The sequence below is a fragment of the Massilia sp. P1_C10 genome (assembly GCF_056406475.1).
The window spans coordinates 22,276-47,944 of the sequence record NZ_JBFUAC010000010.1 but is presented as its reverse complement, the minus strand read 5'-3'; the positions used below and the strand labels follow the sequence as shown (position 1 = coordinate 47,944).

Genomic DNA, 25,669 nt, shown 5'->3' with positions numbered 1-25,669 from the left:
ACAATGCCATCGAAAAAGCGGGTCTGACCCCGATCGTTTTTCAGGTGCGGGAACTGTTGGGCAGGGGCGCGGTCAAAACGATATGGAACGCGCAACCGGAGTACCGCCATGCACGAAGACCTCGTCCAGAAAATCGTCGCGAACCCGAGCTATCAGAAACTGGTGCGGATCCGAACCTGGTTCGGCTGGACACTTACCGCGCTGATGCTGATCGTCTATTACGGCTTTATTCTGCTGATCGCGTTCGACAAGGAGCTGCTGGCCAGGCGCGTCGGCGACGGCGTGCTGACCTGGGGCATTCCGGCGGGCCTGTTCGTCATCGTGTTTACCGTCATCCTGACCGGCATCTACGTCTGGCGCGCGAATAAGCAGTTCGACGACCTGACCGACACCATCCGCCGGGAGGTGCTATGAAACGCCTGGCCGCCACGCTGCTGGCGCTGACGGCGGCCGGCGCCGCCCTCGCCGCCGACGTGATCGGCCCCACCGTGAAGCAGCCCACCAACTGGACCGCCATCGGCATGTTCGCCGCCTTCGTCATTTTCACCCTGTTCATCACCAAGTGGGCCGCCAAGCGCACGCAGTCGGCCGCCGATTTCTACACCGCGGGTGGCGGCATCACCGGCTTCCAGAATGGCCTGGCGATCGCGGGCGACTATATGTCGGCGGCCTCATTCCTCGGCATTTCGTCGGCGGTTTTCCTGAACGGCTACGACGGCCTGATTTACTCGATCGGCTTCCTGGTCGGCTGGCCCGTCATCACCTTCCTGATGGCCGAGCGATTGCGCAATCTCGGTCGCTTCACCTTCGCCGACGTCGCCGCGTACCGCTTCGCGCAGACGCCGATCCGCGCCTTCGCCGCCTCCGGCACGCTGGTCGTCGTCGCGTTCTACCTGATCGCGCAGATGGTCGGCGCCGGCCAGTTGATCAAGCTCCTGTTCGGGCTGGAGTACTGGATCGCCGTGGTCATCGTCGGGACCCTGATGATGGTGTACGTGCTGTTCGGCGGCATGACGGCCACCACGTGGGTTCAGATCATCAAGGCCGGCCTGCTGCTGTCGGGCGCCACCTTCATGGCGCTGGCCGTGATGGCGCAATTCCACTTCAGCCCCGAGGCGCTGTTCGCCAAGGCGGTCGGGGTCCATCCGAAGCGCCAGACCATCATGGGGCCGGGGAATTTCATCACCGATCCGATCTACGCCATCTCGTTCGGCATGGCGCTCATGTTCGGCACCGCCGGCCTGCCGCACATCCTGATGCGCTTCTTCACAGTGCCAAGCGCGAAGGAAGCGCGCAAGTCGGTGTTCTGGGCCACCACCTGGATCGGCTACTTCTACATCCTGACCTTCATCATCGGCTTCGGCGCCATCGTGCTGGTCGGGACCAACCAGGCCTTCATGGACGCAGGCGGCAAACTCCTTGGCGGTAACAACATGGCGGCGATCCACCTGGCCAACGCGGTCGGCGGCAACGTGTTCCTGGGCTTCATGTCCGCGGTCGCCTTCGCGACGATCCTGGCAGTGGTGGCGGGCCTCACGCTGTCCGGCGCTTCGGCCGTGTCGCACGACTTGTACGCGACTGTCTTCAAGAAGGGCAAGGCGACCAGCATCGACGAGCTGCGCGTCTCGCGCCTGACCACCGTGGCGTTGGGCATCGTCGCGGTGTTGCTGGGCATCGTGTTCGAAAAACAGAACATCGCCTACATGGTGTCGCTGGCGTTCGCGATCGCGGCGTCGGCCAACTTCCCGGTGCTGTTCATGTCGGTGCTGTGGAAGAACTGCACCACGCGCGGCGCCACCATCGGCGGCTTTCTCGGCCTGTTCACCGCGGTCGGCCTGACCATCGTGTCGAAGTCGTTGTGGGTCGACGTGTTCGGGTACGAGGCGGCCATCTTCCCGTATCAGTCGCCGGCGCTGTTTTCGATGACCGCCGGCTTCGTCGGGATCTGGCTGTTCTCGATCCTCGACCACAGCGCCCGCGCGGGCATCGACCGGGCCGGCTACGAGGCCCAGGAGGTGCGTTCGGAAACGGGAATCGGCGCCGTCACGACGGCCGGCCATTGAACCGGTCCAGCCAGCCGCCGGCGAAGCCGGCCCGCCGCAAGCCGTCGACGATGTACGGGCAGCCGCGCATCAGGCGCCACGGCAGCTCGCTGCGGAAGTTCTCCACCATCAGCACCACCGGGCCTTCGTTGATGCCGTAGTGCCAGGGCGAGACCCAGCCGTGCGGATTGGCGCAGTTGCGCGGGAAGGTCGCGTTGAAGGTCGACTTGAAGCCATAGGCGTGGCCGGCCTTCAGATCCAGTTCATGCACCAGGTGGTCGATCGCGGGCAGCACGATCTCCGGCGCGAACGGCAGCGAAGCCACCGCCGCCCACGGCGCGACCGTGCCGTCGTCGGGGCCGTGCGGTGCGCCGCGCGCGACGTAATCGTAGAATTCGCGCTTTTTGCCGCTGATGTCGAGGACCGCCGGACCCGGACCGTCGCTGGCGGTGATGCCCCAGCAGCATGCGCAGTAACCGGCGAAGCCGAGCGGATTGTCGATCGCGTACTCGCGCTGCACGTACGTGGCTCGGCGGCTGTTTTCGAAGTAGTCGATGCCCTTGCCGCGCATGAAGCCGTCCTGGATGCCGCGAAAATCGATCCAGATGTGCGACAGCTGGTGGGTGAACAGCGAACCGGAATACAGGTAATCGTGGCCGTAGCTGTGCTGCCACTGGTAGCCCGCGACCTTGTCCTGATAGCTCTGCGCGGACAGCGGATGGGTCGGCGAGCCCAGTCCCAGCACATACAGCAGCATCGCCTCGTCATAGCCCTGCCAGCGATACGGCAGGAATCCGGTTTCCGGATTCCATCCGAGCGAGACGGCGCCGCCGTCAACCTGGGCCCAGGCCCAGTCGGCACGACGGTAGAGCGCATCGGCCAGCGCGCGGATCTCTTCCTCCTCGCCGTTGGCGCCGTCGAAGTAGCTCGCCGCCGCCAGCGCGCCGGCCAGCAGGAAGGTGGAGTCAATGGTCGACAGCTCGCACTGCCATGCGCGGCGGCCGGTCCGCATGTCGAGGAAGTGGTAATAGAAGCCGCGGTAGCCGGTGGCGTCCGGCTCCGTGCCTTGCGGGCTGCGCCAGAAGAACCGCAGCGTCGCCAGCACGCGTTCGACGGCCGCGGCACGGGTGACGAAGCCGCGCTCCACGCCGACCGGGTACGCGGCCAGCGCGAGGCCGACGGCGGCGATGCTGGCCGGCCAGCCGGGCGCGCACTTGTCGACCACCAGTCCGTTCTCCGGGTTGGCCTCTTGCATAAAATAGTGGAACGACTCGCGCTGGAGCATTTCCAGTTCGATGTCGGTCGACGGCGGTTTCGGGCGCATTGAGCTACTCCACGTCGGGCCGCCATGGCGTTCGCAAAGGCAGGCGTGCCGATTATGAAATAGTTTGCGGTTTCGTGCAGCACGACTGCTGCCGCGGTCAGGATGGGGGCAGGTCCGCGCGACCAGACCCCATCTTCCGTCCGTCAGCAGTCGTGATTGGCGCGTCCGTACTCGCGCACCAATGGATCGCGGATGGACTCGAGCGACAGGTCGAGGTCGAGCGCCGGCCAGTACACCCGGCTGGTGCTGGCGCAGATCACGTGGGTGATCTGGGCGACGGTGGCATGCTCGAAACGGGGGAATTCGAGAAACGCCAGGTACAGTTCCTCGTCGCCGAACTGCAGCCAGAAACCGAGCCGGCTGATGCTGGTGACCTCGGCGTGCGAAAAACAAATGGCGCTCATGACACTCTCCACGAAACCCTTCGGACGCGCCCCGTGCGCGCCCCAAAAATCAACGGTAGCAAAATGCCCGCGTCAGCGATTTGACATAGCACAAGCGCTGCCGTCCGGCCGCTTCCAGTATCATGCAGGGTTCACGCTTCTTCCATCTACAGGACTTACCATGTCTATCAAGATCAGCTGCCAGTTCGACGCCGGCGCCATCGAAGTCGTCAACGCCAAAAGCGCCAACGCCATCGACCTGAACATCCGCAAGGATTCCCACGCCGACATCACCCAGTGGTTCTACTTCCGCCTGCAGGGCGCGCAAGGCGAGGCGTGCACGCTGCGCTTCCTGAACGCCGGCCAGACCGCGTATCCGGACGGCTGGAACGACTACCAGGCGATGGCCAGCTACGACCGCGTGAACTGGTTCCGCGTGCCGACCACTTTCGACGGCCAGGTCATGACGATCGAGCACACGCCGGGCATGGACAGCGTCTACTACGCCTACTTCGAGCCGTATTCCTGGGAGCGCCACCTCGAGCTGCTGGACCGCGCGCAGATGTCCGAGCACGTGCGCATGCTCGACCTGGGCAGCACGGTCGAAGGCCGCGACATGAACCTGCTGGTCGTCGGCGACCCGGCGGCGCGAAAAAAAGTGTGGGTGATCGCGCGCCAGCATCCGGGCGAGACGATGGCCGAGTGGCTGGTCGAAGGCATGCTCGACGCGCTGCTCGACCCGGCCGACGCGTTCGGCCGCCAGCTGCTGAAGGAAGCCGTGTTCTACGTGGTGCCGAACATGAATCCGGACGGCTCGGTGCGCGGCAACCTGCGCACCAACGCGGCCGGCGCGAACCTGAACCGCGAGTGGAATGCGCCGTCGATGGAGCGCAGCCCCGAGGTGTTCCTGGTCAAGCAGAAGATGAAGGAAACCGGCTGCGACCTGTTCCTCGACGTGCATGGCGACGAAGGCCTGCCGTACGTGTTCGTGGCCGGCAGCGACGCCCTGCCGACCTTCAGCGCCGAGCAGGCGGCGGCGCAGAAGCAGTTCTCGGACGATTTCAAGATAGCCAGCCCGGACTTCCAGGACGTGCACGGTTATCCGCCGGCGCCGTACACCGACGAGGTGCTGACCATGGGTTCGCCGCACATCACCCACGCGTTCGGCTGCCTGTCGCTGACGCTGGAGCTGCCGTTCAAGGACAACGCCAACGATCCTGACGCGCACACCGGCTGGGACGGCGCGCGCAGTGCGCGGCTTGGCGCCGCGGTGCTGCAGCCGATCCTGCAAGCTGTTCGCCGACTCAAATAAAAATGGGGCCAGGTCCGACGGACCTGACCCCATCCTCTCTTAGAACTTCATTTCCATCAGCGCGCGCACCACGACGTAGGTCGGAGTAATCGTCGTGTCGCTCAGGCGTCCGTTCGCATCGGCATACGCCGATTGCTGTACATTCTCCTGATGCAGCGCGTTCGCCACCGATACGCGCAGCTGGTTCTTCGGATTGAACTTCCACAGCCCGTACATATCCAGCGAGCGCTTTGGCACCGAGTAGGAATACTGGTTTTCCGAAATGCGTACCGGCCCGCCGTTCTGGAAGCTGTAGCTGGCGCCCAGCGTCAATGGCAGCTTGTCGAGCTTCCAGTCCGCGCCGACGGTGGCGCTGAACGGCGTCTGCGAATCGAGGCGGTTGTTCGGGCCCGGCACCGTGGTCAAGGTCGACCAGTTGCGCGCCATGTTGGCGCGGAAGTCGACGTTCGGCAGCGTCTTGCCCAGCGTGCGCAATGGCAGCTTGGCTTCGAGCTCGATGCCGCGCGTGTTGGCCACGCCGTCGTTCACGGGCATCGAGACCCACAGCCCGTCGACCCGCGAGACGGTGTTGTGCATGATGTCTTCGATGCGGCGCACGTAGGTGCTGGCCGTGAGCAGCCCGCCGCCTTCGAGGTAATGTTCATACGCCAGGTCGAGGCCCCACGCGAGTTCCGGCTTGAGCAGCGGATTACCCTGCTGGTCCGGCGAAGTCTGCGTGTTGTTGTTGGAAGCGAAGCGGCGCGGAATCAGGCTGCCGACGCCGGGCGCCTTGTAGGTACGGGTCAGGCCCACGCGCACCTGGTCGCTCTTCGAGCCGGGAATTTTCCACAAGGTCTGGAACAGCGGGCTCCATACGCTCGACTTGTTGTCGACCGCCGCGTAGCCCACGCCTTCACTGCGGGTCTCGATGCCTTCCCAGCGCAGGCCGAAATATACCGACCAGCGCTGCGTAACGGTCCATTCGTCCTGGGCGAACAGCGCCAGGCGCGAGACATTGGCGTTAAACACCTGGTCGAGGTCGCGCGGGCAACTCACGCTGCGCGCGTCCGTGGCAGGGAACGGGCAAGGCAGCGCCGATTTTTCGCGCTGGATGCGGTCTTCGAAGCGCTTGCTGTAAGCGCCGTCCCAACCGGCGGCGAGCGCGTGGCCTTCGAAAATCGGCGTCGAATATTTGCCGGTGGCGGAAAATCCCTTGTCGGTCACGTCGGAAGTGATCAGGCGTGTCAGCATGAGCGTATCGGCTGCGTCGAAATTGAGCGACGGCGCGCGCGTTTCGCGCTTGCCGTAATTGACGCCGGCTTTGAAATCGAGCTTGGCGCCCTGCGAAAGCTTGCGCGCCCAGGTCAAATCGCTGCGCAACAGCGCCGAACTGGACTCGATATCGACGATGGTGCTGCTGAAACGCGGGGCGTCGCCGACCAGCGTGCGGACACGTTCCGTGTTCGCCCCGGTGAAGCGATTGACGTTGACGAAGCTTTGCGAGGTGATCACGTCTCCCGGGCCCAGCGTCCAGTTTACGCGCGGCGACACGTTGAATGCCGCAAAACTGCCGTCATTGATCTGATCGGCGCGTCGCAGCGTGGTCTGAACGCCGGCGGCGTTGCTGCCCTCGGTCACAACTTCCGAAGGCCGCGCGAACTTCGCGTAAGTGACGGCGCCGCCGATCGCATACGACAGCGGCCCCTTCTTGTCCGCCAGCTGATAATTGATATTGGTGCCGTAATGGCCGTGCTCTTCCTGGAAGCCGGCCTTGATCTCGCGCTGCGCCGTGACGATCGCGCGCTTGAGGACGATGTTGATGGCGCCGGCGATCGCCTGGGTGCTGTATTCGGCGGTGGCCGCGCGCATGATCTCGATCCGCTCGATCATGTCGGGCGAGATCGAATCGAGCGAGAAGCCGGGCGGGCTTGGCTCGCCGTTGAGCAGTATCTGGGTGTAGCCGCTGCCCAGGCCGCGCATGCGGATGTCGCCGCCGCGGCCCTGCACGCCGCCGATCGTCACGCCCGGCAGGCGCTTGAGCACTTCGCCGATGGTGGTGTCGCCGTTGCGCAGGATTTCGTCCTGCGAGACGACGATCTTGGTGGCGGTGTCGTTGCGGCGCGCGTCATACGAAGCCGCGGCGCCCTTGATTTCTACTTTCTGGATCGGAGCGGACGCCTGGACGGCGGTGTCTTGCTGGCCGGCGGCGTGGGCTGCGAACGCGCCGAAGATGGCCGGCGCCGCGAGCAGCAGTCGCAGGCAGAGGGATTGCTTGTGCATTGAATTCGATCTGTTTTGAGTAAGCGGAATGGCCGTTATCGACCACGGGCGCCATCATCGCAGAACGAGCGCGGGGAATGGGGGGAAATGCGACGGAATGCGGGATATGTGTGGCGAAGTGCGCATTTGAAGGGTCTGGTCCCGCGGACCTGACACGATTTGACTTCGCCGTAAATACAAATGGGGTCAGGTCCGCAGGACCAGACCCCGGCTTCGCTACTTGCCGCGGGTTGCGCTGATCAGGTAGTTCTGCATGGTCGCCTCGGCCACCGACGCCCACGTATTCTGCTCCTTGCGGAACGCCTTCCACGGCTCGTAGATCTTCTTGAACTTGGCGTTCTTCGCAGCTTCCTCGTCCATCATCTCGGTAGCGGCCTTGAAGCCGGCATCCATCATCTCCTTCGAGAAGAAGCGGACCTTGGCGCCGTTCTTGATCAGGCGCGCCAGAGCGGCCGGATTCTTGGCGTCGTAGTCGGCCTGCATGTAGACGTGGGCTTCGTACGTCGCCGTCTCGATCGCGGCCTGGTACTCCTTCGGCAGCTTCTCCCACTCCTTCAGGCCGATGTAGAACGACAGCTGCGGGCCGGGTTCCCACCAGCCCGGCGCGTAGTAGAACGGCGCCACTTTGTAGATGCCGATCTTTTCGTCGTCGTACGGGCCGACCCATTCGGCCGCGTCGATCGTGCCCTTTTCCAGCGAAGGATAGATGTCGGCGGCGCCCAGCTGCTGCGTCACCACGCCCATGCGCGCCATCGTCTTGCCGGCCAGGCCGCTGATGCGCATCTTCAGGCCCTTCAGGTCGGCGACGGTCTTGATCTCCTTGCGGAACCAGCCGCCCATCTGGGTGCCGGTGTTCCCGCCCATGAAGTTGATGATGTTGTAGTCCTTGAAGAACTCGCGCATCAGCTGCTTGCCGCCGCCGAATTCGAACCAGGCCTGCTGCTGGCGCGAGGTCAGGCCGAAGGGCACGGCGCAGTCGAACGCGAACGTGGGGTCCTTGCCGACGTAGTAGTAGGAAGCCGTGTGGCCCATTTCGACGGTGCCGGAACGGACCGCGTCCATCACTTCGAGCGCCGGCACGATCTCGCCCGCGGCGAACGCGCGGATCTGGAATTTACCGCCGGTCAGCTCGGAGACGCGCTTGGTGAAGATCTCGGACGCGCCGAAGATGGTGTCGAGGTTTTTCGGGAAGCTGCTGGCGAGGCGCCATTTGATGGTCGGCAGGTCTGCTGCCTGCGCCAGGGTCGGCGCAACGGCTGCACCGGCCACGCCGGCGCTGACGGCCGCTTTCTTGAGGAAGGAACGACGTTCCATTGCATAGTCTCCTGTTGGTTTTATCGCGGGTATTGCCCGGGGCTAGTGTATTAGCGCGAAGAAAACCTTGCAATGGAAAAAATTAACTGCCGGCCACCACCATGTTTTCGATCAGGATCGAACCGGTCGACTTGTTGCCGCGGATGAGGACGTCATTGCCGATGCCGACGATCTGCCGGAACATGTCCTTCATGTTGCCGGCGATGGTGATTTCCTCGACCGGGTACTGGATCACGCCGTTCTCGACCCAGAAGCCGGACGCCCCGCGCGAGTAGTCGCCGGTGACGTAGTTGGTGCCCTGCCCCATCAGCTCGGTGACCAGCAGGCCGCGGCCCATCTTCTTGAGCATGCCGGCGAAGTCGTCGGCGCGCCGGGTGTCGGTCGACGTCATCGACAGGTTGTGCGAGCCGCCGGCGTTGCCGGTGGTCTGCATGCCCAGCTTGCGCGCCGAGTAGGTCGACAGGAAATAGCCCTGCACCACGCCGTCCTTGACGACCTTGCGGCGCACCGTGCGCACGCCCTCTTCGTCGAACGGCGCCGAGCCGACGCCGCCGATCAGGTGCGGGTCTTCCAGAATCTGTATGTGTTTCGGAAACACCGATTGCCCCAGGGAATCGAGCAGGAAGGTGGATTTGCGGTACAGCGCGCCGCCCGAGGTGGCCTGGACGAAGGCGCCGAGCAGGCCGGCGGCCAGCGGCGCTTCGAACAGCACCGGGCAGCTGCGGGTATCGAGCTTGCGCGCGTTCAGGCGCGCCAGCGCGCGTTCGGCGGCGTAGCGGCCGACCGACTCCGGCGAGGCCATCTTGCTGGCGTCGCGCACCGAGGTGTACCAGTCGTCGCGCTGCATTTTTGCGCCCTTGCCGGCGATCGGCGCCACCGACAGCGTGTGGCGCGAGAACGGGTAGCCGCCCGAGAAGCCGCGCGAATTGGCCGCCACGAAGTGCGACTGCTGCACGTGCACGCTGCCGCCTTCGCTGTTGGTGATGCGCGGGTCGACCTCGAACGCGGCGCCTTCGGCACGCTGCGCCAGCGCGACGGCTTCCTCGGTCGAGATGCGCCACGGGTAGCACAGGCGCAGGTCGCGCGGCGCCATTTCGAGCAGGTCGGCGTCGGGCAGGCCGGCGCAGTCGTCTTCGGCCGTGAAGCGCGCGATGTTGTACGCCGCATCGACCGTGGCGCGCAGCGCCGCCGGCGAAAAGTCCGAGGTGCTGGCATTGCCGCGCTTCTGGCCGATGTAGACCGTCACGCCCATGCCCTTGTCCTTATTCTGCTCGATCGTCTCGATTTTGCCCCGTCGAACCGTCACCGCCAGACCGCTGCCTTCGCTGATTTCGACCGCGGCGTCGGTGCCGCCCTTCTCGCGCGCGAACGCCAGAACGTCGGCGGCGAGCTGTTTCAGCTGGTCCTGGGAATGGATAAAGACGGATTCGCTCATGGGGTGTTTTCTTCGGTTGGGCGCTAAAACAGTTATGATAGCAGTCGTTTACTGTTTTTACTGGTCGGCCTTGCGCCTTCTGGATCCATATCATGCCAAATCCAAACCGCGGTGCCTGCGGGTTCCAATCCTCCGAATTCGAACAAGAGTACGAGCGTCCATCCAAGTCCGAAGCCAAGCGCCAGAGCCTCGAAGTGCAGAAGCTGGGCGAGGAACTGGTCAACGCGCCGCGCGACCGCGTCAAGCGCGTGCCGATGCCGGAGGACGTGCTGGACGCGATCCTGATGTGCCAGACCATCACCAATCACGAAGGCCGTCGCCGCCAGATGCAATTCGTCGGCAAGAAGATGCGCACCCTCGATGAAGAGGAAATCGCGGTCATCCAGCGCACCATCGACAGCTGGAAAGGCATGTCGAAGGCCGACACCGCGGCGCTGCACGCGCTCGAGCGCCGCCGCGACAAGCTGCTGGCCGACGACAAGGCGCTGACGGTGCTGCTGGCCGAGCATCCGGAACTCGACGTGCAGCACCTGCGCGCGCTGATCCGCAATGCGCGCAAGGAGCAAGGCGAGAACAAGCCGCCGAAAGCCTATCGCGAGATTTTCCAGATCCTCAAGGACCTGTCGAAGAAGGGCCAGGCCGCCAAGGCCGACGGCGACGACGAAGACCTCGACATCGACGCGGAAGACGATGAGCACGACGACGAATAACGATCCACTGGTGATCGGCCTGGTGTCGATCTCCGACCGCGCCAGCGGCGGCGTGTACGAAGACAAGGGCATCCCCGCGCTCGAAGACTGGCTGAAGTCCGCCTTGACGACGCCGTTCCGCGTCGAGACGCGCCTGATCCCGGACGAACGCGCCGAGATCGAGCGCACGCTGGTCGATCTGGTCGACATGCAGCGCTGCCACCTGGTGCTGACCACCGGCGGCACCGGTCCCGCGCGGCGCGACGTCACGCCAGAGGCGACGCTGGCGATCGGCACCAAGGAGATGCCCGGCTTCGGCGAGCAGATGCGCCAGATCAGCCTGCAGTTCGTGCCGACCGCGATCCTGTCGCGCCAGGTCGCGGTGATCCGCGAGACGCCGGATCACGCGGCGCTGGTGATGAACCTGCCCGGCCAGCCGAAGGCGATCAAGGAAACCATGGAAGGCCTGAAGGACGCCGACGGCAAGCAGCTGGTCGGCGGCATCTTCGCGGCCGTGCCGTATTGCGTGGACCTGATCGGCGGCCCGTACATGGAAACCGATCCGGCCGTGTGCAAGGCGTGGCGCCCGAAGACGGCGCTGCGCCCGCAAACCAACTGAATGGAATAACGCATGACCAAGCTGCTCGAAAATATCGAAATCGAAACCGCGCCGAATCCGACCGTCGCGATTATCTGGATGCACGGCCTGGGCGCCGACGGCAACGACTTCGTGCCGCTGGTGCGCGAACTCGACCTCGCCGGCCTGCCCGGCATCCGCTTCGTGTTCCCGCATGCGGACACGATGCCGGTGACGGTCAACGGCGGCTACGTGATGCGCGCCTGGTACGACATCGTGCACTCGGACCTGGGCCGGCGCGAAGACGAAGGCGGCTTGCGCCGCTCGCAGCTGCAGGTCGAGGCGCTGATCGAGCGCGAGAAAGCGCGCGGCATCAAGGCCGACCGCATCATCCTGGCCGGCTTCTCGCAGGGCTGCGCGATGGCGCTGCAGACCGGCTTGCGCCATCCGGAAAAGCTGGCCGGCCTGATGTGCCTGTCCGGCTACGTGCCGCTGTCGGCGACCGTGCCGTCCGAGCGCAGCGAAGCGTCGATCGACACGCCGATCTTCATGGTGCACGGCCAAGCCGACGGGGTGATCCCGATTGCGCGCGCCGAGCAGTCGCGCGACCTGCTCAAGTCGATCGGCTACCAGGTCGAGTGGCACGACTATCCGATGCAGCACTCGCTGTGCCAGGAAGAGGTCGAGCATATCGGCGCCTGGCTCAAAAAAGTTATAGCGTAAGCTTTCCCGCTTACTTCAAGACCGTCGTTCCCGCCTGCGCAGGGACGACTGCTTCGCGCGTAGCGAATCTATCAAACGCCGTGATTTTCCTGGCGGCGTAAAATCCCCCGAACACCCTCACCCAGAAAGCATCACATGAAAAAAACCGGCATGGCAAAGAGCGACGCCAAGAAATTGATGGGCAATATGTCGGCCCCGGTTGCCGGCGGTTTCGGCAACAGCGCGCCCGCCACCGTCGACCGTCGCGAACAGCGCAAGCTCGATCAGGCCGCGGGACTGATGCCGTTCGCCGTCAAACTGAACGCCGACTTGGTGAAGCAGCTGCAGGATCAGGCCAAGGAACGCGCGGTCGACCTCAACACGCTGGTCGGCGAACTGCTGGCCAAGGGCCTGGCGGCGTAAATTCGATCAAGGGGAACTACGATGGCTAAGAAAGAAGAGCTGGACGAAGAGACGATGGCGCTGATTAACTGGTGCATCGAGGTGGAGAAGCATCTCGTCGCCGGCGGGGCCACCATCAAGGAAGCGCAGGATCACATCGAGGAGCAGGTCGAGTGGTTCACCGACCAGTTCTATGACGGCCTGACGCCGGAAGAAGCGGCCAAGGAAGCGCTGGCATAAAAAAAGCTGGGGCCAGATCCGATCGGACCTGCCCCAGAAGTCTCTACCCTGCACGCCAGGGGTCAGGTCCGGCGGACCTGACCCAATCTTTCCGTTACATCAAAACTCTTCCCAGCTGTCGTTGACCGCCGCTTTCGGGCTGGCGATGCGCTTTGGCGCGGCCGCTGCCTTTTTCGGCGGCGCGCTGGCGATCGGTCGCACCGGAGCTTTGACCGGCGCCTGCGCCGCATCGAGCTTGAACACCGCAACGGCCTGCGCCAGGTTGCCGGCCTGCTCGCGCAGCGAGCTTGCGGCGGCGGCGGCTTCTTCCACCAGCGCGGCGTTCTGCTGCGTCACCGAGTCCATCTCGCCGATCGCCTGGTTGATCTGTTCGATGCCCGCTTCCTGCTCGTGGCTGGCGGCCGTGATCTCGCTCATGATATCGGTCACGCGGGCGACGCTGGAGACGATGTCGTCCATCGTGGCGCCGGCTTCGTCGACCAGCTTCGAGCCGGTTTCCACCGCGGCGACCGAATCGCCGATCAGTACCTTGATTTCTTTCGCCGCCGCGGCCGAGCGCTGCGCCAGGTTGCGCACTTCGGTCGCCACCACGGCGAAGCCGCGTCCCTGCTCGCCGGCGCGCGCCGCTTCGACGGCAGCGTTCAGCGCCAGGATGTTGGTCTGGAAGGCGATGCCGTCGATGACGCCGATGATGTCGACGATCTTCCTGGCCGACGCGTTGATCGCGCCCATCGTGTCCACCACCTGCGACACGACTTGGCCGCCCTTGACCGCCACTTCCGACGCCGAGCCGGCAAGCACATTGGCCTGGCGCGCGTTGTCGGCGTTCTGCTTGACGGTCGAGGTCAATTCTTCCATCGACGATGCGGTTTCTTCCAGTGCGCCGGCCTGCTGCTCGGTGCGCGCCGACAGGTCCAGGTTGCCGCTGGCGATTTCGGCCGAGGCGGTCGAAATCGAATCGGTGCCGGCGCGGACTTCGCCGACGATCGTGTTCAGGCTGTCGCTCATGTGCTTGAGCGCCGCCATCAGCTGACCCGTTTCGTCCCGGCCGCTGACAACGATATTGGTGCTCAGGTCGCCCGCGGCGACCGCCTCGGCCAGCGTCACGGCGTGGCCGATTGGACCGGTGATCGAGCGGGTGATGAACCAGGCGATGGCTGCGCCTGCCACGATGGCGATCGCGGCCAGCATCAGCATCAGCATATTGGCGGTGTTGTACTGCGACTTGGCATCCGCGGCGGCGGCGCGCGCCTGCGCTTTTTCATAAGCGACGATTTCATCGATGACGACGATGGCCGCGGCGGTGCCAGGCGCCGATTCCTTAAGCATGTAGTCGGTGGCTTCTTCGCGCTTGCCCTCCATGCCCATTTCCACGGTCTTGTCGACCTTCGGCTTGGCGAAAGCGATGGCGGCGTCGAGCTTGGCCATCAAGGCCTTTTCCTTGTCGTTCTGCTCGGTGGCGAGGAACTCCTTCTTCGCTTTGCCGTAGCGTGCACGGGCCGCAGCGAGCTTCTCGACCTGCTCCTTGACGTCGCCCGGATCGCTCACCAGCACCAGGTTAGACACCACGCCGGTGAGATCGCGGAAGTTTTCACTGATAGCGCTGGCCGAAGCGATTTTGACGTTGTGGTTGTCGACGATCTGCGCCATGCGCGTGTCGATACGGCCCATCGACACCAACCCCAGCCCCGCGATTGCAGCCAGCAAGGCAAGCACCAGGGCAAACCCGAGGCCGAGCCGCGCACCAATCTTCAAACTTGAAAACGACATTGTTGCTTCCTTATACATTGATCGAAAAGCCGACGCCGGTTCACGCTCAGCTCCGGCGACGGAGAAGCTCGAGGGAAACCAGGATGGGAACCGCGGTCTTTACCGCGTTGCGTTCGGCAGGGATGGGGCCGCTACGGAATTCACGCTTGCGCGCACTCGCGACAGCATGAAGTCATGGTACGGTCAGAACTTGCTTCCAAGCAAGCGAAAACGAGCACTACGATTGCGTGGTTACATTTATTCGTGGCGACCGCGCGACGCTGTCGAAGTGGCATGTCAATACGTGGCAACGCGTTTTGGCCGCGCCTGTGGTCAGTCCGGCAAGATCCAGGCGGATGCTTCCGGCAGCGCGGTCTGGGCGGCGTTCATCACCATCGCCAGGAAGGTGTAGTAGCCGTTGATGCCCATCAGGTCGACCACGCCGTGTTCGCCGAACAGCGCCAGCGCCGCGGCGTAGGTCGGATCGGAGACGCGCTTCTGCTGCTGCAGTTCGGTGCAGAACGCATAGACCGCCGCTTCGTCCTCGCGCAGCGCGGGCGGCTCCCGGCGTTCGGCGATGGCATGGATCACGTCGGCCGGGATGCCATTCTGTTCGGCGATCGGCGCATGGATCGCCCACTCGACCTTCTGGTTCCACTGGCGCGCGGTGACCAGGATCGCCAGCTCCGACAGGCGGGTGCCGATCGCGCTGCGGTAGCGCAGGTGTTCGCCCATGCGCTGGGCGTTTTCCATCAGCTCGGGACTGCGCAGCAGCGGCACGAACGGGCCGTACAGGGCGCCGCGCGGGCCGTCGATGATCACCTGCGCCGCGGCGCGCTGCTCCGGCGTCATTTGGTCCGCGTCCATCGGGCCGAGGCGGTCGTTCATCGCGCTGCCTTCGAGACCACTTTCTGCTGCTGTTCGCCCAGGCCGGCGATCCCGAGGCGCAGCGTGTCGCCGGCCTTGAGGAAGCGCTGCGGCGTGCGGCCCACGCCCACGCCGGGCGGCGTGCCGGTGGCGATGATGTCGCCCGGTTCGAGCGTCATGAAGCGCGACAGGTAGCTGACCAGCTGCGCCACCGTGAAGATCATCGTCTCGGTGCAGCCGGTCTGCATGCGCTTGCCGTTCAATTCGAGATAGAGGTCGAGCCGCTGCGGGTCGATCACTTCGTCGCGCGTGACCAGCCACGGGCCGACCGGGCCGAAGGTATCGCAGCCCTTGCCCTTGTCCCATTGCGAGCTTTCGAACTGGTAGCCGCGCTCGGACACGTCGTTGACGACGCAGAAGCCGGCGACGTAGTTCAGCGCATCGGCTTCGCCGACGTACTGCGCGCGGGTGCCGATCACCACGCCCAGCTCCACTTCCCAGTCGCCCTTCTTCGCGCCGGGCGGCAGCACCACGTCGTCGTCCGGGCCGGACAGGCTGGAGACGGCCTTCATGAACACGATCGGCTCTTTCGGAATCGCCATGCCGGTTTCTGCGGCGTGGTCGGCGTAATTGAGGCCGATGCCGATGAATTTGCCCACGCCGCTCAAAGGCACGCCGAAGCGCGGTTCGCCGCGCACCAGCGGCAGGCTGTCTGGATCGACCTTGGCCAGCTTGCGCAACGCCTTGTCCGACAGCAGCGCCGGTCCGATGTCGTCGATCACGCCGGCCAGGCTGCGCAGCCGGCCGAATTCATCGATCAGGCCAGGTTTCTCTTTGCCGGGACGGCCATAGCGGACCAATTTCATTTTCTGCTTTCGAAGGGAGGATGCCAGGCTGGCATTTTACCCGTTCGCGCAGCAGCGCAATGGCGACGATGCAAAGCGCCGACAGCGCCAGCGCGGCGCTGCTGGCGGCGAACAGCAGCGCGTACGACTGGCGCCCGCTCATGACCGACACCATGATGGCGGCGGCGCCGGCCTGCGCCAGCGAGAAGCCGCAGTTCATCGCGGTCCAGTTGCGCCGGTGCGCGCCGGCGCCGCCGATTTCCAGCGCGTAGCCCGATGCGGCGCCGACGATCCCGGGCGCGAAGAAGCCGACCAGCACCGACGACACCAGCAGCGCCGCATCGCCGTTCGCCGCCAGCGGCAGCGCCACGCCGACGGCTTTCAGCGAGAAGCCGATGAACAGGGTACTCGTCAGGCCGATGCGGTCGGCCACCACGCCGGTCAGATAGGGCCCGCAGGCGGCGCCGACGCCGAAGCAGGCCCAGAAGAAGCCGGCCTGCGCCAGCGGCCGGTGCAGCTCGCGCGTGATGTAGTCGGCCCAGAACAAGGTGTGCGGCAGGTATCCGACCGCGTTGAGCGCGTACGCGGCAAGCAGCAGCATCACCGGCGCGGGCAGGCGCCAGTTCAGCGCGAATTCGGGCTGCGGCGCTTCCGGCGCCTCCGTCCAGAAATTCCAGGTGATGGCGGTCAGCAGCAGGCAGATGAGGCCCAGCGTGATCCAGGTGGCGGTCAGGCCTTCGTGCAGCAGCGCGGGCACCACCGTGGCGGCGGCGACGATGCCGAGGCCGACGCCGGAGAAAATCAGCCCGCCAACGCGGCCGCGCCGTTCGACCGGCGTGCGCGGCAAAATCAGCACCGGCGCCTGCACCATCAGGATGGCGCCACAGGCGCCGGCGACTGCGCGCCAGCCGATGAACCAGGCGATGCCGCCGCCGCGCCAGGCGCAGCCGAAAAAGCTCAGGGCGCACAGCAGCATCGCCAGCTGCACCATGCGCGCCGCCGTCATCGAGCGCGCCAGCCACGCCGCGATGCCGATGCCGAGTAAGTAGCCGGTGAGATTGGCCGCGCCCAGCCAGCCGGCCTCGGTGCGGCTGAACCAGGCCTGCTGCACCAGCAGCGGCAGGATCGCGACGTAGGCGAAGCGGCCGATGCCGACCCCGGCCAGCGTGGCGGCCATGCCGCACAGGCCGGCCGGGATCGCGCGCTTCATCGCTCAGTTCTGGACCATCGCGGCGCCGCTCGGCGCTGGCGCCGGCTGCGGTTCGGGCACCAGGCGCAGCGCCACCGGCTCGAACACTTCCGGCGCGGGCACGGCGCAGCGCTCGGCGATGGCGTCCATCATCAGGCCGACCGCGCGGCCCGCGTCCACCATGGTGGTGGAGTTGGCGCCGGGCCGCGGCAGCACGAAGGTGTAGAACTTGCAGCCTTCGACCAGGGTGCCGAGCGCCCACAGCGTGGTCTGCGACGAACCGTCCTGCGCCACCACGTTCATGTTGCGGTCGACCGTGATCCCGCCCGGGTGGAACTGGCCGTTCATGAAGGGCCGCACGATCCCGCGCTGCACCAGCTTGCGCATCAGCGGCGATTTGTCTTCCATCGGTCCCGGCAGCGAGGCCCGGCCGCGCACCAGCACGTTGGCGGTGGCCGGATCGCCCTTCCAGTGGCTGTGCACCACGAAGCAGCCATTGCCTTCGTCGAGGGTGCTGTGGGCGCCGGGCCCGAAGTCGGCGATCACGGTGCCGGCGTCCATCAGCGCCAGCAGCTGGGCGATGCGCTCCTTGGGCGGGCCGACCGCAAGCCGGTTCATGATCGGCAGGAATTCGGACAGCACCCAGCGGTGCGAGTGTTCGTACAGGCCGCCGAAGTCGATCGCGCTGCGCACCACGTCGCGCACGTCGCGCAGCACGTCGCAGGCCGACTTGACCGGGCTGTCGAGGTTACCGCGCAGCGCATGCTCGACGTCGCGCCACATGTGGCCGCGCAGCCAGTCGTCGAACTGGCGCCGGCTCTTGAGCGCCAGCGGCGGGATCGGGTCGACCAGCTTTTCCCACGACAGCTGCTCGCGGCGGTCGATGTGGCGGTCGATCAGCGCCTGGCGCGCCTTGCCGCTTTCGCAGGCCATGAACTCGTTGCTGAACATGAGCGCGGCGATCTTGTCGCGCTTGTGGTGCAGGTAGGCGAAGTAATAGGCGAACTGCATGTCGCACCACAGCAGCGGGATGATCTGCTTTTCGAAATCGAGCTGGCCGCCGCCGGACTCGCGGCGCAGCTGTTCGACCTTGGCGAAGGTGAGGAACTTGGGCTTGTACTGCCCGAACACGCCCTTCTGGTTGACCGCCCGCGCCGTCAGCGGCAGGCCGGAGCGCGAGTACAGCAGGATCTTCGGTTCCTGCCCCGACGGCCGGTAGCGCAGGCGCGCCGCCGGTTCCATCTTGCCGCACGATTCGAACTTGCCGCCGCGGCCCGCGGTCAGCTGCGAGATCAGGTCGAAGCTGGTCAGGCCCATGCCTTCGATGGCGATGGTGTCGCTGGCCGTCACGCTCGATACGGCGTTGCGGATCGGGTAAGGCTCGAGCACCAGCTGCAGGCGCGGATTGCGCACGCGCGCCGCCTCGACTTTCGCCGTCAGCGCGCGTTCCGGCTCGGACAGGACCTTGCGCGCGTGGCCGGTGGTGAGGAACACGAAGTCGGCCGGGTAGGCGCAGCCGTCGTACGAGACCTGCCAGCGCTCGCCCTTCCATTCCAGGTCGTCGACGCCGGCGTAGTTGTGCAGGAAGATCGTCATGTGCGGCGGCGCCAGCTTCTTGAGGTATTCGAAGCCCCAGCGCAGGTAGTCGCCGAACAGCGCGCGCGAGTAATAGCCGTTGCGGTCGATCTCCTCTTTGGGGCCGATGCCGCTGATGCTGTTGCGGCTGGCGAGCCAGTCGGAGAACGAAGGCCCGTACAGCAGCGGGCCGGCGCCGCGCACGGTGTCGTCGGAAAACTGGGTCATCTGGCAGGCCACGGTGTTGACCAGCAAGTGGTCGGCCTGGTCGGTCGTATGGCAGCCGGGACCGAACTCCTTGCTGTCGAACAGGTAGAGCTCGAGCGGCGTCGCGCTGGCGTCGTTGCGCGCGTAGGCAATGATGCGGTCGAACACCGAAATGCCACGCGGCCCGAGGCCGATAATCGCAATCTTGACCATGTGAGTCCTCATCAGGTGGGAGTGCACGCGGAATCGAATTATTTCCGAAGAGGAATCATAGGTGCGGATGCCAGCGGGCAAGTTGCGGGACCGCAATCAATTGTGGGCGAACAGTGCGTTTGAGAATACGCAAATGGCGTTTGCGGGCCGGCGGTACAGTAGATACCGTCAATGAATTTCCCGGAGGAAATAATGAAACTGCTCAGCGCCGCCGTCCTCACCGCCGCCCTCGCCTGGGCCCCTTGCGCTTACGCCGATCCGTCCGAGAAGGATGCGGTCTCGATGGTCGAAAAGGGCGCCGCCTTCATGAAATCGAGCAGCAAGGAGGAAATGATCAAGCGCATCAACGCCAAGGATCCCGACTACGTGCAGGGCGCGCTGTACCTGACCATGCGCGACGCCAAGGGCGTGATCCTGGCCAATCCGGTCAACGCGGCGATGATCGGCAAGGACCTGGTCGACGTGCCCGACGCCGACGGCAAGCTGTTCCGCCGCGAGATCCTCGAACTGGCCAAGAAGAAGGGCAAGGGCTGGGTGGACTACAAGTTCAAGAATCCGGCCAGCGGCAAGGTCGAGGCCAAGACCACCTACATCCAGCTGGTCGGCGACGTGACGCTCGAAGCGGGCATCTACAAGAAGTAGTCGTCGTCGTCGGAATCACCACAGGCAGGAGTCGGCATGCTGAAAAAATTACGCATTGGTCCCAAGTTGCTGCTGGCGCCGGGGCTGGTCCTGATCCTGCTGATCGTCACCGCCGGCAGCGCCTATTACGGCATGGTGCGCCAGAACGCGTCGCTGGAAAACCTGGTGCAGGTGCGCGCCGCGCGGCTCAAGGCGGCGGCCGACGTGTCGGGCGATGCCAAGTACGCGCACGCCAACATCTACCAGCTGCTGGCGTGGATCAACGGCAGTTTCGCCAAGGCGCGGGTCGATGCGCTGAGCGTCGACATCGGCCGCAAGCACGCGGCGATCGCGGCGCGGCTGGCGGAGATGGCGGCGGTGGCCGAGCCGGCCGAACGCAAGATCATCGACGCATCGAGCGCCGCACTGGTCGGCTACCGCAAGAGCGTGCAGCAGACGATGGAACTGGCGCAGGTGGACCAGTCGACCGCCACCGCGTCGATGAGCAAGGCGGAGAAGGAGTTCGGCCTGCTCAATAGCCAGCTGGTGCAGCTGTCGGCGCTGGAGCGCGCGCTGTCGGAGCATGCGTTCGCCGCGGCCAAGTCGGAGTTCCGCACGCTGGTGATGACGATGGCGCTGCTGGTGCTGCTGTCGATCGGGCTGTCGATGCTGGCCACCTTCCTGGTGCGGCGCGCGATGCTGGGCGACATCCGGGCGATCGCCGATGTGGTGGGCGAGCTGGCCGAGGGGCGCCTGGTGGGCGGCGCCGGCACCGACGGGCGCGACGAAATCGCCGCCACCTCGCGCGCGCTCGACCACACCATCGGCAAGCTGACCGACTCGCTGCGCCGCATCCTGTCGTCGGTGCGCTCGATCGACACGGCGTCGCAGGAAATCGCCACCGGCAACCTGGACCTGTCGACCCGCACCGAAATGCAGGCCGGCTCGCTCGAGCAGACCGCCAGCGCGATGGAGACATTGACCATCGCTGTGAAGGACAACGCCAACAACGCGCGCCTGGCGACCGAACTGGCGGCGTCGGCGGCGACGCTGGCGGCCAACGGCGGCAAGGCGGTCGACCGCGCGGTGACGACGATGGAGTCGATCAAGGCCAGCTCGCGCAAGATCGTCGAGATCATCGGCGTGATCGACGGGATCTCGTTCCAGACCAATATCCTGGCGCTGAACGCGGCGGTGGAAGCGGCGCGCGCCGGCGAGCAGGGGCGCGGCTTCGCGGTGGTGGCGTCGGAAGTGCGCACGCTGGCACAAAGATCGGCGGCAGCGGCCAAGGAGATCAAGGCGCTGATCGCGGCGTCGGTGGCGATCATCGACGGCGGCAGCGTCTCGGTCAACGAAGCGGGCAGCAGCATGGGCAGCATCGTCGCGTCGGTCCAGCAAGTCAACGACATCATCGCGCGCATCAGCGTGGCCAGCTCGGAGCAGGCCGAGGGCATCGCCGAGGTCAATCACGCGGTCGGGCAGATGGACGACATGACGCAGCAGAACGCCGCGCTGGTCGAGGAGGCCGCGGCGGCGGCGGCCAGCCTGCACGAGCAGACCATCAACCTGGCGCAGGCGGTGTCGATCTTCAAGATCGACGGGATGGAGGACGAGGCGCAGGCGGCAGAGGAAGCGGATGCGCCGGCCGCCGATACCTTCCGCGACCCGCAGGAGCGGCGGGCGCCGGGCAGCGGCATGCGGGGCGCGGCGCCGCTCAAGCTGGGACATCGTACTGCACGCCGCAAGCACGGCTGAACGGCCTTGGTGCGGGTCAGGTTCGCCGGACCTGACCCCGGGGTCGCACGGCGCAGCGGAATTTTCGCGCAATCAGAACGGGCGGCTGATGAAGCGCGAGCCGGCCAGCCCGAACCGCCACACCGTCTCCTTCGCCTTCGAGATGCCTATGCGCGGACCGGCCACCACCTCCACCGGGCCGGCGCCCGGCGTCAGCTCGAACGGCGGCAGCGCCAGCGCCATGCCGTTGTGCGCGCGCGTCACCCCCAGCGCCTGGCACAGCTTGCCGGGACCGGAGCACAGCAGGCGCACGTCGTCCAGGCCGCGCCGCTCGCGCATTTCGTCCAGGCCGGCCAGCGGCTCGAGCGCGCGGATCAGCACTCCCGCCCCGTGGCCTTCCTCGCGGCAGACGAAGTTGAGGCACCAGTGGATGCCGTAGGAGCGGTACACGTAGGCGTGCGCCGGCGCGCCGAACATGGCGCGATTGCGCTCGGTCGGCCCGGAGTAGCTGTGCGAGGCCGGATCGGCGCGGTCGTAAGCCTCGGTTTCGACGATGCGCCCGCCCACGCCGTCGACCAGCACCAGCACGCCGATCAGCTGCCGCGCCACCTCGTCCGAGGGCGCGCGAAAGTCGATACCGGCCACAATCGATTTGCTCATGTGGCAATTTTATAATGCGCGCGCGTCTTGTTCAGTTCGGAAAGCCACAGATTGCGCGGGAAGGGTGCGGCCGCGCCGGGGCTGGGCTATCATGTCGATTAGTTCCCAAAAGCAATGAATTCTTAGTGATCCCATGAACAACCTTGCAGTACTCGCGCAGCCGGACGCCGACCCGGTCGACGCCTTGATCAAGTCGATCCGGATTCCGCCGCGTCCAAGCCTGCTGGCCGACCTGCAAGGCGAGCTCGCTTCGGCTGAGCCGTCGCCGGCGGCGATCGGCCGCACCATCGCGAGCGACGTCGGCATGGCCGGCGCCCTGCTCAAGCTGGCTAATTCCTCGTTCTACGGCGGCAAGCGCCAGGCCAAGTCGGTCGACCAGGCCATCGCTTTCCTCGGCATCAACCAGGTCGCGGCGCTGATGACCGGCCTCCTGGCGCGCGAAGCGATCGCCTCGGGCAAAGTCTCGCTGGCGGCGTTCTGGGACCTGTCGACCCGGCGCGCGCAGGCCATGGTGTTCCTGTCGCGCCGCCTGCGCATCGGCGCGCCGGACGTGGCGCACACCTTCGGCCTGTTCTGCGACACCGGCGTGGCGCTGCTGCTGGATCGCTTCGACGGCTACGGCGCGACCTTCGAGATCGCCGCGGCCGATAACGAGCGCCGCTTCACCGACATCGAGCACGAGCGCCACAGCACCAGCCACGCCGCGATCGGCTGCCTGCTGGCGCGTAACTGGGGCTTGTCGGCCGACGTCGCGTGGGCGATCCTGCACCACCACGACTACGGCGTGATCGACGACCGCGCCAGCGACGACGCGGTGCGCTCGCTGGTCGCGCTGTCCCTGCTCGCCGAGCGCGCGCTGCAGGCCTACCAGGGCCACGCCAAGTCGCCCGAGTGGGACAAGGGCGGCGAGCGCGCCTGCGCCTATCTCGGTCTGGCCGAAGACGAAGTCACCGACCTGATCGACCAGCTGCTGGACGCATTCAGCCAGTAATCAGTAAGGCGTCGCCTTCTTTTTGGCGAACAGTTCGGCGCGCAGGAATTTCACCAGCGCGTCGTGATCCTCGCGCCGCATCGACACGCGAATGATGCCGCCGCGCGCCTTCGACTCCCACGTGATCTCGTCCGGATAGCGCGCGCGGATCTGCTCGATCAGATGGTCGATGATGGCCAGTTCGATGTCGCTGTAGTTGCCGATGTCGACCTTGAACACCTGCGGCCTGGCTCCCGGCCCCTGCGTGCTCAATGCGGGTATGGAATACGTGGCCGAGCGGGTGCCGATGGTCTCGATGGCGATGACCTTCGGCGCGTCGTCCTTCACGCCGGCCTGTCCGGACGCCGCGCCCGCATCGGTGCTGGCCGCCGCGATTTCGGCGGGACTGGCCGCCGGCGCCTCGGCGACCGACGGCGGCAGCGGCAGGTGCACGGTGTCGGGCGTCTCGCGCGGAAGGATGACCACTTCGACGGCGCTGCGCGGCGCGATGTGCGGGGCAGGCGCGGCAACCGTCGCGGCCGCCCCGGTGACGGCTGCGGCCGGCACCGGAGCCGGATGCGGCGCCGGCTTCGGCAGGTATACGTCGACAAAGAACCGCGCCGGCGCGCCCTGCTGCGCGGCGCCGGCGTTAAAGCGCATCATGCCGGAATTGACCACCACGACCAGCGCCAGCACATGCACCAGCACCGCCAGCGCCAGCGTGGCCGCCCGTTTCGCCTGGCGCGATGGTCGTGCCGATCCGAAATCCATGGTTCTCATGTCGCAGCCTCCGCAAGACAGGGGAAATGCGCTGGTGTCAGTCAGGCTTGATCGGCCGCCACTGCCTGGCCAGTTGTTCGGCGCGCGCCAGCTGGTCCGCGCTCATGCGCGCGGCGAGCCGCGCCATGTTGGTTTGCGCCAGCGTGTTGCCGTCGTTGCCGACGATGCGGAACCACTTGTAAGCGGCTTCCACGTCCGGTTCGCCGGCCTGGCCGAGCGCCAGCATGACCGCGAGGTTGTACTGGGCCTTGGCGAAGCCGCGCTGGGCGGCGCGTTCGTACAGGTCGGCGGCCTTCGAATAATCCTGCGGCACGCCTGCGCCGTGCGCCAGCATCAGCGCCAGGTTGTATTGCGCCGGCAGCGATCCTTCCGCGGCGGCGCGGCGATACCAGTCGACCGCCTGGGCGTCGTCCTGTTCGAGGCCGCGGCCGCTCTGGTGCATCTGGCCAAGCGCCAGCATGGCATCGACGTGACCCCGCATCGCCGCCTTGCGGTACCACTGGGCCGCCTGGGGCAGATCGATCAGCACGCCGTTGCCGGTTTCGTAGCGCAGGCCGTACTGGTACTGAACGTTCCTGTCGGTCTCGTCGGGCCGCATGCGGAAATTGTTGTGCAGGCTGATCGCCTTGTCGGTCAGGATGACTGCCTCCGGCGGCGCGGGGGCGCCATGCGGGACATCTTGCGCAACGACGGCGGCGGGCGCCAACAGGAAGAAGGGCAGAAGGATGGACTGCAAGACTCGCATGGCGGCTCCGGTTCGGATGGCTGGCGGCTTTCAGTGTATTCCAGCTATTATTTTATTGCAATATTTCGAATTGATCATGACGACGCGGCGTATTTCCTGCGGCGGGCGCTGTAATACAATCATTTTTTCTCTTCGCCAGATCCGCATGGAACGCAATCCTCTTCTCGACGACATTTTCTGGCAGACCCTGACCGGACCACAGGCGCGCTACGCGGCCGGCGCCGGCGGGGCGCGGCGGTATGCGCGCGGCTTCTCGCCGATCCTCGCCTTTGCCGATGCGGACCAGCCCGACTTCGCCGCGCTGACGCCGTACTGCGAGCCTGGCGAGCGCTTCTACTGCGACAGCTGGACCGGCGCCGCGCCGGAAGGCTGGCGCATCGAGGCCGAAGCGACCATGTTCCGGATGGTGTGGAACGCCGCGGCGCCGACCGCCGACGAGGCGCCGGATGCGATCGCGCTGACGCCGGCGCACGCCGGGCGGGCGGTCGCGCTGGCGACGCTGACGCGCCCGGGACCGTTCGGACCGCGCACCATCGAGCTGGGCGAATACTTCGGCTACTTCGACGGCGAACGGCTGATCGCGATGGCTGGCGAGCGCATGAACGCGCCGGGCCTGCGCGAGATCAGCGGCGTGTGCACGCACCCCGACTACCAGGGCCGCGGCCTGGCGCGCAAGCTGATGGCGAAGCTGGTGCAGCGCCAGATGGCGCGCGCCGAAGTGCCATTCCTGCACGTGATGCGGGCGAACGAAGCGGCGCACCAGCTGTACCTGCGCATGGGCTTCGAGGATTACCTGGAAACGGTGGTGCGGGTGGTGGCGTTACAGGGCTAGCGC

25 protein-coding genes are annotated in these 25,669 nt (G+C 65.9%); 12 read left to right on the top strand and 13 right to left on the bottom strand.

Annotated features, from left to right (window positions below; all coding sequences use genetic code 11):
• Positions 1-108: 108 nt before the first annotated feature.
• Both AC1D02_RS19295 and AC1D02_RS19290 read left to right on the top strand, forming a co-directional pair.
• A complete protein-coding gene (locus AC1D02_RS19295; protein WP_477319854.1) occupies positions 109-414 on the top strand; it encodes a DUF485 domain-containing protein in 306 nt (101 codons plus the stop codon).
• A complete protein-coding gene (locus AC1D02_RS19290) occupies positions 411-2,063 on the top strand; it encodes a cation acetate symporter (protein WP_477319852.1) in 1,653 nt (550 codons plus the stop codon). The genes AC1D02_RS19295 and AC1D02_RS19290 overlap by 4 nt, the downstream gene beginning before the upstream one ends.
• Here the strand turns inward: AC1D02_RS19290 and AC1D02_RS19285 are convergent.
• A complete protein-coding gene (locus AC1D02_RS19285) occupies positions 2,044-3,366 on the bottom strand; it encodes a glucoamylase family protein (RefSeq protein ID WP_477319850.1) in 1,323 nt (440 codons plus the stop codon). The two genes, AC1D02_RS19290 and AC1D02_RS19285, sit on opposite strands and share 20 nt — an antisense overlap.
• A 143-nt stretch (positions 3,367-3,509) precedes the next feature.
• Positions 3,510-3,770 (bottom strand): DUF2442 domain-containing protein, encoded by a 261-nt coding sequence (locus tag AC1D02_RS19280; RefSeq protein ID WP_477319848.1) that lies wholly within the window; start codon positions 3,768-3,770, stop codon positions 3,510-3,512.
• A 160-nt stretch (positions 3,771-3,930) separates the two neighbouring features.
• Between AC1D02_RS19280 and AC1D02_RS19275 the strand changes: the two genes are divergently transcribed.
• Positions 3,931-5,061, top strand: a complete 1,131-nt coding sequence (locus AC1D02_RS19275) for a M14 family metallopeptidase (protein WP_477319846.1) — start codon at positions 3,931-3,933, stop codon at positions 5,059-5,061.
• Between the two features lie 39 nt (positions 5,062-5,100).
• On the opposite strand, the gene AC1D02_RS19270 is transcribed toward AC1D02_RS19275, so the two are convergent.
• The 3 genes from AC1D02_RS19270 to pmbA form a co-directional block, all read right to left on the bottom strand.
• Positions 5,101-7,320, bottom strand: a complete 2,220-nt coding sequence (locus AC1D02_RS19270; RefSeq protein WP_477319844.1) for a TonB-dependent receptor plug domain-containing protein — start codon at positions 7,318-7,320, stop codon at positions 5,101-5,103.
• A 216-nt stretch (positions 7,321-7,536) separates the two neighbouring features.
• Positions 7,537-8,634 carry a TRAP transporter substrate-binding protein gene (locus AC1D02_RS19265; RefSeq protein WP_477319842.1) on the bottom strand — a complete coding sequence of 366 codons (1,098 nt, stop codon included), beginning with the start codon at positions 8,632-8,634 and terminating at the stop codon, positions 7,537-7,539.
• An 82-nt stretch (positions 8,635-8,716) separates the two neighbouring features.
• Positions 8,717-10,069, bottom strand: a complete 1,353-nt coding sequence (gene pmbA, locus AC1D02_RS19260; protein ID WP_477319840.1) for a metalloprotease PmbA — start codon at positions 10,067-10,069, stop codon at positions 8,717-8,719.
• Between the two features lie 92 nt (positions 10,070-10,161).
• Here pmbA and yjgA point away from each other — a divergent pair, with 92 nt between their 5' ends.
• The 5 genes from yjgA (at position 10,162) to AC1D02_RS19235 (ending at position 12,679) form a co-directional block, all read left to right on the top strand.
• Positions 10,162-10,779 carry a ribosome biogenesis factor YjgA gene (gene yjgA, locus AC1D02_RS19255; protein ID WP_477319838.1) on the top strand — a complete coding sequence of 206 codons (618 nt, stop codon included), beginning with the start codon at positions 10,162-10,164 and terminating at the stop codon, positions 10,777-10,779.
• Positions 10,760-11,377 carry a molybdopterin adenylyltransferase gene (gene mog, locus AC1D02_RS19250; protein WP_477319836.1) on the top strand — a complete coding sequence of 206 codons (618 nt, stop codon included), beginning with the start codon at positions 10,760-10,762 and terminating at the stop codon, positions 11,375-11,377. Before yjgA ends, mog begins: the two co-directional genes overlap by 20 nt.
• A 12-nt stretch (positions 11,378-11,389) precedes the next feature.
• Positions 11,390-12,058, top strand: coding sequence for an alpha/beta hydrolase (locus AC1D02_RS19245; protein WP_477319834.1), 669 nt, complete (start codon positions 11,390-11,392; stop codon positions 12,056-12,058).
• Positions 12,059-12,193: 135 nt separating this feature from the next.
• Entirely contained in the window at positions 12,194-12,460 is a 267-nt protein-coding gene (locus tag AC1D02_RS19240) for a hypothetical protein (protein WP_477319832.1), read from the top strand.
• Positions 12,461-12,481: 21 nt separating this feature from the next.
• On the top strand, positions 12,482-12,679 hold the full coding sequence (locus tag AC1D02_RS19235; RefSeq protein WP_477319830.1) for a hypothetical protein: 198 nt from the start codon (positions 12,482-12,484) through the stop codon (positions 12,677-12,679).
• A gap of 99 nt (positions 12,680-12,778) precedes the next feature.
• Here the strand turns inward: AC1D02_RS19235 and AC1D02_RS19230 are convergent, their stop codons facing one another.
• From AC1D02_RS19230 to AC1D02_RS19210, 5 genes are all read right to left on the bottom strand, one after another.
• On the bottom strand, positions 12,779-14,449 hold the full coding sequence (locus tag AC1D02_RS19230; RefSeq protein ID WP_477319828.1) for a methyl-accepting chemotaxis protein: 1,671 nt from the start codon (positions 14,447-14,449) through the stop codon (positions 12,779-12,781).
• A gap of 312 nt (positions 14,450-14,761) precedes the next feature.
• Positions 14,762-15,316: a carboxymuconolactone decarboxylase family protein gene (locus AC1D02_RS19225; RefSeq protein ID WP_477319826.1), complete on the bottom strand. Its 555-nt coding sequence runs from the start codon at positions 15,314-15,316 to the stop codon at positions 14,762-14,764.
• The gene (locus tag AC1D02_RS19220; protein WP_477319824.1) at positions 15,313-16,161 is read right to left on the bottom strand and encodes a fumarylacetoacetate hydrolase family protein; all 849 of its coding nucleotides are present in this window, start codon (positions 16,159-16,161) and stop codon (positions 15,313-15,315) included. The genes AC1D02_RS19225 and AC1D02_RS19220 overlap by 4 nt, the downstream gene beginning before the upstream one ends.
• The gene (locus tag AC1D02_RS19215; RefSeq protein ID WP_477319823.1) at positions 16,106-17,350 is read right to left on the bottom strand and encodes a YbfB/YjiJ family MFS transporter; all 1,245 of its coding nucleotides are present in this window, start codon (positions 17,348-17,350) and stop codon (positions 16,106-16,108) included. The genes AC1D02_RS19220 and AC1D02_RS19215 overlap by 56 nt, the downstream gene beginning before the upstream one ends.
• Positions 17,351-17,353: 3 nt before the next feature.
• Entirely contained in the window at positions 17,354-19,324 is a 1,971-nt protein-coding gene (locus AC1D02_RS19210; RefSeq protein WP_477319822.1) for an FAD/NAD(P)-binding protein, read from the bottom strand.
• A 192-nt stretch (positions 19,325-19,516) separates the two neighbouring features.
• Between AC1D02_RS19210 and AC1D02_RS19205 the strand changes: the two genes are divergently transcribed.
• Entirely contained in the window at positions 19,517-19,966 is a 450-nt protein-coding gene (locus tag AC1D02_RS19205; RefSeq protein ID WP_477319820.1) for a cache domain-containing protein, read from the top strand.
• A 36-nt stretch (positions 19,967-20,002) separates the two neighbouring features.
• Positions 20,003-21,700, top strand: coding sequence for a methyl-accepting chemotaxis protein (locus AC1D02_RS19200; RefSeq protein WP_477319818.1), 1,698 nt, complete (start codon positions 20,003-20,005; stop codon positions 21,698-21,700).
• 72 nt (positions 21,701-21,772) lie between these two features.
• Here AC1D02_RS19200 and AC1D02_RS19195 read toward each other — a convergent pair whose 3' ends face one another.
• On the bottom strand, positions 21,773-22,339 hold the full coding sequence (locus AC1D02_RS19195; RefSeq protein WP_477319816.1) for a DNA-3-methyladenine glycosylase: 567 nt from the start codon (positions 22,337-22,339) through the stop codon (positions 21,773-21,775).
• A gap of 133 nt (positions 22,340-22,472) precedes the next feature.
• On the opposite strand from AC1D02_RS19195, the gene AC1D02_RS19190 reads away from it, so the two are divergent.
• A complete protein-coding gene (locus AC1D02_RS19190) occupies positions 22,473-23,330 on the top strand; it encodes an HDOD domain-containing protein (protein ID WP_477319814.1) in 858 nt (285 codons plus the stop codon).
• On the opposite strand, the gene AC1D02_RS19185 is transcribed toward AC1D02_RS19190, so the two are convergent.
• Both AC1D02_RS19185 and AC1D02_RS19180 read right to left on the bottom strand, forming a co-directional pair.
• Positions 23,331-24,089 carry a hypothetical protein gene (locus tag AC1D02_RS19185; RefSeq protein WP_477319812.1) on the bottom strand — a complete coding sequence of 253 codons (759 nt, stop codon included), beginning with the start codon at positions 24,087-24,089 and terminating at the stop codon, positions 23,331-23,333. It lies immediately after the preceding gene.
• A 37-nt stretch (positions 24,090-24,126) separates the two neighbouring features.
• Entirely contained in the window at positions 24,127-24,825 is a 699-nt protein-coding gene (locus AC1D02_RS19180) for a tetratricopeptide repeat protein (RefSeq protein ID WP_477319810.1), read from the bottom strand.
• A 154-nt stretch (positions 24,826-24,979) separates the two neighbouring features.
• Here AC1D02_RS19180 and AC1D02_RS19175 point away from each other — a divergent pair, with 154 nt between their 5' ends.
• Positions 24,980-25,666 carry a GNAT family N-acetyltransferase gene (locus AC1D02_RS19175; RefSeq protein WP_477319808.1) on the top strand — a complete coding sequence of 229 codons (687 nt, stop codon included), beginning with the start codon at positions 24,980-24,982 and terminating at the stop codon, positions 25,664-25,666.
• The last annotated feature ends 3 nt before the right edge of the window (positions 25,667-25,669 follow it).